This is a genomic window from Amycolatopsis sp. NPDC051372, from assembly GCF_040682095.1.
GTDB lineage: Bacteria > Actinomycetota > Actinomycetes > Mycobacteriales > Pseudonocardiaceae > Amycolatopsis.
Map to the genome: position 1 here is coordinate 90496 of NZ_JBFBAF010000037.1, position 6975 is coordinate 97470.

6 protein-coding genes are annotated in these 6975 nt (G+C 70.1%); 3 read left to right on the forward strand and 3 right to left on the reverse strand.

Annotation, left to right across the window (positions count from 1 at the left end; genetic code table 11):
• Nucleotides 1-205 precede the first annotated feature (205 nt).
• On the reverse strand, nucleotides 206-2254 hold the full coding sequence (locus tag AB0M56_RS41230) for an acyltransferase family protein (RefSeq protein ID WP_364186416.1): 2049 nt from the start codon (nucleotides 2252-2254) through the stop codon (nucleotides 206-208).
• A gap of 167 nt (nucleotides 2255-2421) precedes the next feature.
• Here AB0M56_RS41230 and AB0M56_RS41235 point away from each other — a divergent pair, with 167 nt between their 5' ends.
• Together AB0M56_RS41235 and AB0M56_RS41240 are read left to right on the forward strand one after the other, a co-directional pair.
• A complete protein-coding gene (locus AB0M56_RS41235; RefSeq protein WP_364186418.1) occupies nucleotides 2422-2946 on the forward strand; it encodes an amino-acid N-acetyltransferase in 525 nt (174 codons plus the stop codon).
• A 182-nt stretch (nucleotides 2947-3128) separates the two neighbouring features.
• The gene (locus AB0M56_RS41240) at nucleotides 3129-3755 is read left to right on the forward strand and encodes a nitroreductase family protein (RefSeq protein WP_364186420.1); all 627 of its coding nucleotides are present in this window, start codon (nucleotides 3129-3131) and stop codon (nucleotides 3753-3755) included.
• Here AB0M56_RS41240 and AB0M56_RS41245 read toward each other — a convergent pair whose 3' ends face one another.
• Both AB0M56_RS41245 and AB0M56_RS41250 read right to left on the reverse strand, forming a co-directional pair.
• Entirely contained in the window at nucleotides 3756-4199 is a 444-nt protein-coding gene (locus AB0M56_RS41245; protein ID WP_364186422.1) for a hypothetical protein, read from the reverse strand.
• Between the two features lie 44 nt (nucleotides 4200-4243).
• On the reverse strand, nucleotides 4244-6574 hold the full coding sequence (locus AB0M56_RS41250) for a DNA translocase FtsK (protein ID WP_364186423.1): 2331 nt from the start codon (nucleotides 6572-6574) through the stop codon (nucleotides 4244-4246).
• Between AB0M56_RS41250 and AB0M56_RS41255 the strand changes: the two genes are divergently transcribed.
• Complete coding sequence (locus tag AB0M56_RS41255) at nucleotides 6546-6797, forward strand: hypothetical protein (protein WP_364186435.1); 252 nt, start codon at nucleotides 6546-6548, stop codon at nucleotides 6795-6797. The genes AB0M56_RS41250 and AB0M56_RS41255 overlap by 29 nt on opposite strands.
• Nucleotides 6798-6975 lie beyond the last annotated feature (178 nt).

Below are 6975 nucleotides of genomic sequence, written 5' to 3' on the forward strand. Positions count from 1 at the left end.
CCACCCGGTCGTGACCACTGCCACGGCTGTCCCGGCACCAACAGCCACGAAGTGCCGTCCGGCCCGGCCAGCATCGTCGTCCGGCCCGCCGAAGCCTCGGCCTGGGCGGCCTGGAACGCGTCCCACCCCGCGCGTGTCATCTCCCCCGCTTCCCCCTGTCGATCTCCCGGTGCCGCAGCATACGGGGCTCAGGGAACCGGGGCGATCACCACTTCAGGGCAGCCTTCATCTGCTTGTCGGCGATGGGGGCCAGCGTGGTCAGGAAAGTGGCGGTGAGGTGGTTGTCGTCCATGTACACCAGCACATTGCCGACCACCGGCGGGCAGGTGTCCTTGTCGCAGAAGTAATCCGTGAAATCGAGGAACGACACGTTGCCCGGCACGCCGCGCGTGCTCGTGTACGACGGGGTGGCCGGCTGCACGGCGTCGCGGTCGAGCACACACGCCGGGTTGGTCGGGCCCTGCTGCGCGACGCACGCGGCCATGTTGAACGCGAACCGCGGGTTGTCGCGCAAGGCCACCACGGGGATGCCGGCCTTGTCCATCACCGACCACTGGTTCACGAACCCCGGCGGGGTCGTCTCGGTGATGCCCGCGTGGGTGTTCACGCTCGCCAGGGTGACCACGGCGTCGGGGTGCATCGCGACGATCTCGTCGGCCGCGGCCTTGTTCCAGTCCATGCAGGCCTGGTCGCCGGGCATCAGGTCGGCGTTGCTGGAAAACGGGCACGCGCCCTTCAGCATCGACGTCACTGCCCAGCCCTCGGTCTGGACCATCGGCAGGAAGGCGGCGATGTACTGCTGCATGTGCGAGTCGCCGACGAGGACCACGTGCTTCTTCGGCGGGCCGTCGGGGTTCTGTGTGCAGACCTTCAGTTCCTCGTTGCGCGGCGACATCGTGCACTTGTCGTCGGTGATGCCGGCCCAGTCTTCGGGCAGCTTCAGCGTCGGCGGCACGATCGAAGGCTCCGCCGAACCTCGGTAGGCGAACCCGGGCGCGTGCGCGGCGGCTCCGGGGTGGTCGGCGTCCGCGAGCGAGATCGTGTAATTGGCCTGTGCCGAGGTGTACGTGCCCCACACACCGGCCGCGATCAGCACCGGCGCCAGCGCGAGGATGCCGAACCGGTAGGCGCCCCAGCGCTTCACCGTGCCGATCTTCGACAGCCGGATCGGGTTCTCGATGAAGTGGTAGGTGAGGATCGAGAGCACGAACGACGCGCCGATCACCACCGCGCCGCCGAGCAGGCCGACGGCCGCGCGGTCGCGCACGACCAGGTAGAACACCAGCACCGGCCAGTGCCACAGGTACAGCGAGAAGCTCAGGTTGCCGAGGTAGCCCAGCGGCTTCGAGCTGAGCCAGCGGTCGGCGCCGAAGACGGTGTTCGTCTGGCCGGCCACGAGCACGAGCCCGGCCGAGAGCGTCGGCCACAGCGCGATCCAGCCGGGGAACACCGAGTCGACGCGCAGCACGATGCCGCACAGCACCAGCCCGGCCACGCCGATCCAGCCGAGTACCACGCGCAGGCTCCGCGGCAGCGTGAACGCGTCGAGGAACATCACCATCAGGCCGCCGAGCGCGAACTCCCACACGCGGGTGAGGCCGTGGAAGTAGGCCAGCGGCTGGTCGACCGCGGTGAGGTACACCGAGTACGCCAGCGAAGCCACGAACAGCGTGATGAGCAGCGTGTTCACGGTGTGGCGCAGCGACAGCCCGAGGCGGCGCACGAGGAAGCCGAGCGCGACGAAGATCAGCGGCCACAGCAGGTAGAACTGGCCCTGGATCGACAGCGACCAGAAGTGCTGGACCAGGCTCGCGCTGTTGTGCTGGGCGAAGTAGTCGACGGAGTCGGCGGCCAGCTGCCAGTTCTCGTAGAACAGCGCGGAGGCGAAGACCTCGCGGATGCTCTGGAACCAGCGGTCCTCGGGCAGCAGCAGCGTGGAGACGACCACCACCGTGAGGAGCACGGTCATCGCCGCCGGGAAGAGCCGCTTGATCATCCGGCCCCACATCGGCCGCAGCTCGATCTTCCCGCGCAGCAGCGCGCGGTAGAGCTGGCCGGTGATCAGGAAGCCCGACACCAGGAAGAACACGTCGACGCCGCCGGAGATCCGGTCGAGCCACACGTGGTAGACCACGACCAGCAGCGAAGCGAGGGCTCGCACGCCCTGCAGCTCGGGCCTGAAGCGGCTCTGCGCCGCGCTGGGCGCCGGAGGCTTACCGGGTCGTTCAGGCGCGACCACGGTGGTCCCGGACATGCGCTTCCTCCCCCAGAGGCCACACGGGGCGGCCAGATGTTCTGAGCGGCTACTGATCGATCGGGGCGTGCAATAGCTATACGTGAAGGCCGTTAAGCTCACGCATCCGGGGTACCTCGATCGAGCCGTCCGGGGCGCCGGACGCCGCGATCGATATCTTGGACCGTGTGCCCCTTGACTCCGTCCGACCCACTGTCCGCCGCGCGCGCATAGCCGACGTCCGCAAGATCAAAGCACTGGTCGACGCCGACGCCGGCCGCGTGCTGCTCGAGAAAGACCTGGTCACGCTGTACGAGGCGATCCAGGAGTTCTGGGTGGCGGTGGACGAGGACGGCACCGGCGACGAGGACGTGCTCGGCGCCGCCGCGCTGCACGTGCTGTGGGAGGACATCGCCGAGCTGCGCACGGTCGTGGTCGACAAGGCCGCGCGCGGCCGGGGCATCGGTCACGCGTTGGTGGGCCGGCTCCTGGACGAGGCGCGCGACCTGGGCCTCAAGCGGCTGTTCGTGCTCACGTTCGAGACCGGCTTCTTCCTGCGCCACGGCTTCGTCGAGATCGACGGCACACCCGTGTCGCACGAGGTCTACGAGGAGATGCGCCACTCGCTCGACCCGGGTGTCGCGGAGTTCCTCGACCTGCCCTACGTCAAGCCGAACACCCTGGGCAACTCGCGCATGCTGCTGGAGTTCTAGACCGGCGCCGAGCCAGGGACGAGGTGCCGGCGCGCAGCCTGGTCCGTCCGGAAAGCCGAAAACCTCGGGCCCTTCGCTCACGCTCGGCCGGTTGCGGGCGCGCGCCGGCCTCCCGGCGGCCAAGATCGAGTGCGGCCGCCGCGGCGGCCGAGACGATCTTCGCCTCGCGACAGGGAGCCCTGATGGAGTTCGACCACGTCCTGACCACCACGCCGTCGGTGCGGCGCAAGCTGGACCTGCGGCGTCCGGTGGAGAACGAGGTGCTCGCCGAGTGCCTCGAGCTGGCGCTGCACGCGCCCACGCCCGGCAACCAGCAGTCGTGGCGCTGGCTCGTCGTGCGCGACCAGGGCGTGAAGAACCGGCTGGGCGAGCTGTTCCGCCGCGTCGGCCTGGCGTACCTGGAGCAGTACGCGGACGTCGCGGCCGCCGACCCGGCCATGGCCCGCTCGGTCGCCTCCGGCCGGCACCTGATCGACGTGATCGAGCAGGTCCCGGCGTTCGTGGTGCCGTGCGTCGAAGGCCGCACGACCGGCGCGAACGTGGCCGACGCGGTGCTCTACGGAGGCATCTTCCCCGCCGTGTGGAGCTTCCAGCTGGCGCTGCGCTCGCGTGGCCTGGGCTCGACGCTCACCACGTACCACCTGCAGACCGAGGCCGAGGCGGCCGAGATCCTCGGCGTCCCCGAGGACTACACGCAGGCCTGCCTGCTGCCCGTCGCCTACACGACCACGACCGACTTCAAGACCACCCCGCGCCGCCCGCTGTCGGAGGTCGCCTACCTCGACCACTGGGGAAAGCCGCTCGGCTGATCAGCTCACCCGCAGCGTGATCCGCTCGCCCGCGCGGCTCACGTCGACGAGCTCGACGTGAGCCGCCGCGTACGTCAGGTCGTGCGGCCCGCGCCGGCCGGTGTGCAGCTGCGCCGCGGTCTGCTCCCCTCGTCCCGGCTGGCTCAACGACACGGCCACGACCGCGTCGCCGGCCCACACGCACGTGACGTTCGCCGGGCACCGCGAGTCCTCGACCAGGCGCGTGTACCGCACGGTCAGGTCCTTCGTGCTCAGCTGCGCCTCCTGACCGACCTTGAGCGTCACGTCCCGGCCGGGCTCCGCCGGCACGGTCCCCACCGCCGCGGCCGACCGCGGCGCGCCGCCCGCACCGTCGAGCGTGTGCGCGAGCGCCACCGAGCTCCCCGCGCCCACCGCGAGCACGGCGACGGTCCCGATGGCCAGAGCGAGCTTGTGCGCGTCCATGTGATCAGGACGGAACGATCACCGGTACTGGTTGCACCACCGCGTCAGAAGTCTTCGTCGTCCGAGTCGCCCGACGGGGCGTCGCCGCCGCGGATCATGAACAGGACGCCGTCCAGCTCTTCCGGCTTGATGAGCACGTCGCGGGCCTTCGAGCCCTCCGAGGGGCCCACGACGCCGCGGCTTTCGAGCAGGTCCATGAGGCGGCCGGCCTTGGCGAAGCCGACGCGGAGCTTGCGCTGGAGCATGGACGTGGAGCCGAACTGCGAGGTGACGATGAGCTCGGCGGCCTGGAGCAGCACGTCGAGGTCGTCGCCGATGTCGGGGTCGATCTCCTTCTTCTCGCCGGCCTTCTGAGCCGTGACGCCGTCGGTGTAGTCGGGCTGCGCCTGGTCCTTGGCGAACGAGACGACGGCCGCGATCTCCTCGTCGCCCACGAACGCGCCCTGGATGCGCACCGGTTTGCCCGCGCCCATCGGCAAGTACAGAGCGTCGCCCATGCCGATGAGCTTCTCGGCGCCCGGCTGGTCGAGGATGACCCGCGAGTCGGTGAGCGACGACGTGGCGAACGCCAGCCGCGAGGGCACGTTGGTCTTGATCAGGCCGGTGACGACGTCGACAGACGGCCGCTGCGTGGCCAGCACCAGGTGGATGCCGGCGGCGCGCGCCTTCTGCGTGATGCGCACGATCGCGTCTTCCACGTCGCGGGGCGCGGTCATCATGAGGTCGGCCAGCTCGTCGACGATCGCCATGATGTACGGGTACGGCCGGTACTCGCGCTCGCTGCCCGGGGGCGCCGTGATCTCGCCGGAGCGGACCTTCCGGTTGTAGTCGTCGATGTGGCGGACCTTGTTGACCTGCATGTCCTGGTAGCGCTGCTCCATCTCCTCCACCAGCCAGGCCAGCGCGGCGGCGGCCTTCTTCGGCTGGGTGATGATGGGCGTGATCAGGTGCGGGATGCCCTCGTACGGCGTGAGCTCGACCATCTTCGGGTCGATGAGGATCATGCGGCACTCGTCCGGCGTCGCGCGGGCGAGCAGCGATACCAGCATCGAGTTGACGAAACTCGACTTACCGGAACCGGTCGAGCCCGCCACCAGCAGGTGGGGCATCTTCGTGAGGTTCGCGGTGACGAAGTGGCCCTCGATGTCCTTGCCGAGCCCGATCACCATCGGGTGGTTGTCCTTGACCGTGGACGGCGCGCGCAGCACGTCGCCCAGGCGCACCATCTCGCGGTCGGAGTTCGGCACCTCGATGCCGACAGCCGACTTGCCGGGGATCGGCGCGAGCAGCCGGACATTGTCCGTGGCCACGGCGTACGCGATGTTCTTCGTGAGCGCCGTGATCTTCTCGACCTTCACACCCGGGCCGAGCTCGACCTCGTAGCGCGTGACCGTGGGGCCGCGGGTGAAGCCGGTGACCTGCGCGTCGATGCTGAACTGGTCGAGCACGCCCGTGATCGCCTCGATCATGGCGTCGTTGGCCTTGCTGCGGGACTTCGGCACGTCGCCGAGCTTCAGCAGATCGGGTGAGGGCAGCTGGTAGTCGCCCTCGACGGTCCGCGTCATCGCCAGCGGCGGCTCCGGCGCCTTCTTCGGCTTCTTCTCGGAGACCTCTTCGGCGGGCTTCGGCTTGGGCGGGCGCACCGGCATCGGCGGCTCGGCCAGCATCGCGTCGAGGTCGATCTGCTCGCCCTCGGTGTCGGCGCTGCTCTGGCGCCGACGCGACGGCTTGCGCAGCCGCACGGCCTTCGGGTCGGCCTCGATGACCTCGTCGGCCTCGGGTTCCGCGTTGTCGCCCTCGAGGTCGGCCAGCTCGTCTTCGTCGAGACCCCACGTGCGCAGGCGGTGCGGGATCTCGCGCACGGGCGTGCCGGTGAACACCAGCACGCCGAACAGCAGCGCCAGGATCAGCAACGGCACGGCGACCCACGTGGTGACGCCCTTGGTCAGCAGCCCGCCGGACAACAGCCCGATGATGCCGCCGGCGTACATGCGGCCGTCGTTGGTTTCGGGCAGCGCCGTGAAGATGTGCAGCATCCCCAGCACGGACAGCACGACCAGCACCGTGCCGATCACCATCCGCGGCCGGGTCTCGGGGTTCGGCTCCGACCGCATCAACGCGACCGCGACCACCACCAGCACCAGCGGCAATGTCACCGCGCCCGCGCCCAGCACCGTGCGCGTCGCGACCTCCACGGCCGCCCCGATCGGCCCCGCGGCCCGCCACCACACGCCCACGGCCGCGATGATCGCCAGCGCGATCAGCCCCAGCGCCAGCCCGTCACGACGGTGTTCCGGCTCCAGCTCCCGCGTGCGCCCGACCGTGCGGGCCAGCGAACCGACGCCCTTGGCCACCAGGTTCCACGTGCCGCGCACCCCGCGCCCGAACGCGCCGGGCTTCGCCTTTCCCCGCCGCGGCGGGGGCTTACGCGCGGAGCTACCGCGCGCGGAACTGCTGCGCGCCGGGCTCGCCTTCGCCGGCCGGGCCCCGGACGACCTCGGTTTCGCCGGCGTGCGCGACCCCCGCGCCGGCGCCTTCCCGCCGCCGCTCGCCGTGCTCCGCTTCCTCGTCGCCGACCCAGACATGCCTCCACGGTAACGGCCCGGGCGCGATAGTCCCATGCGCCACTCGCAGCGCAGGGGAAACAATCGTCACGGATATCCCGGCCGACCTGTGGGTCTCCGGCTAGCTGTAGTGCCCTGTGAGGTTGTTGACCCGGGTGATGGGTGGGTGGCCGTTGAGGGCGGTGTGGGCTCGGTGGTGGTTGTAGTGGTGC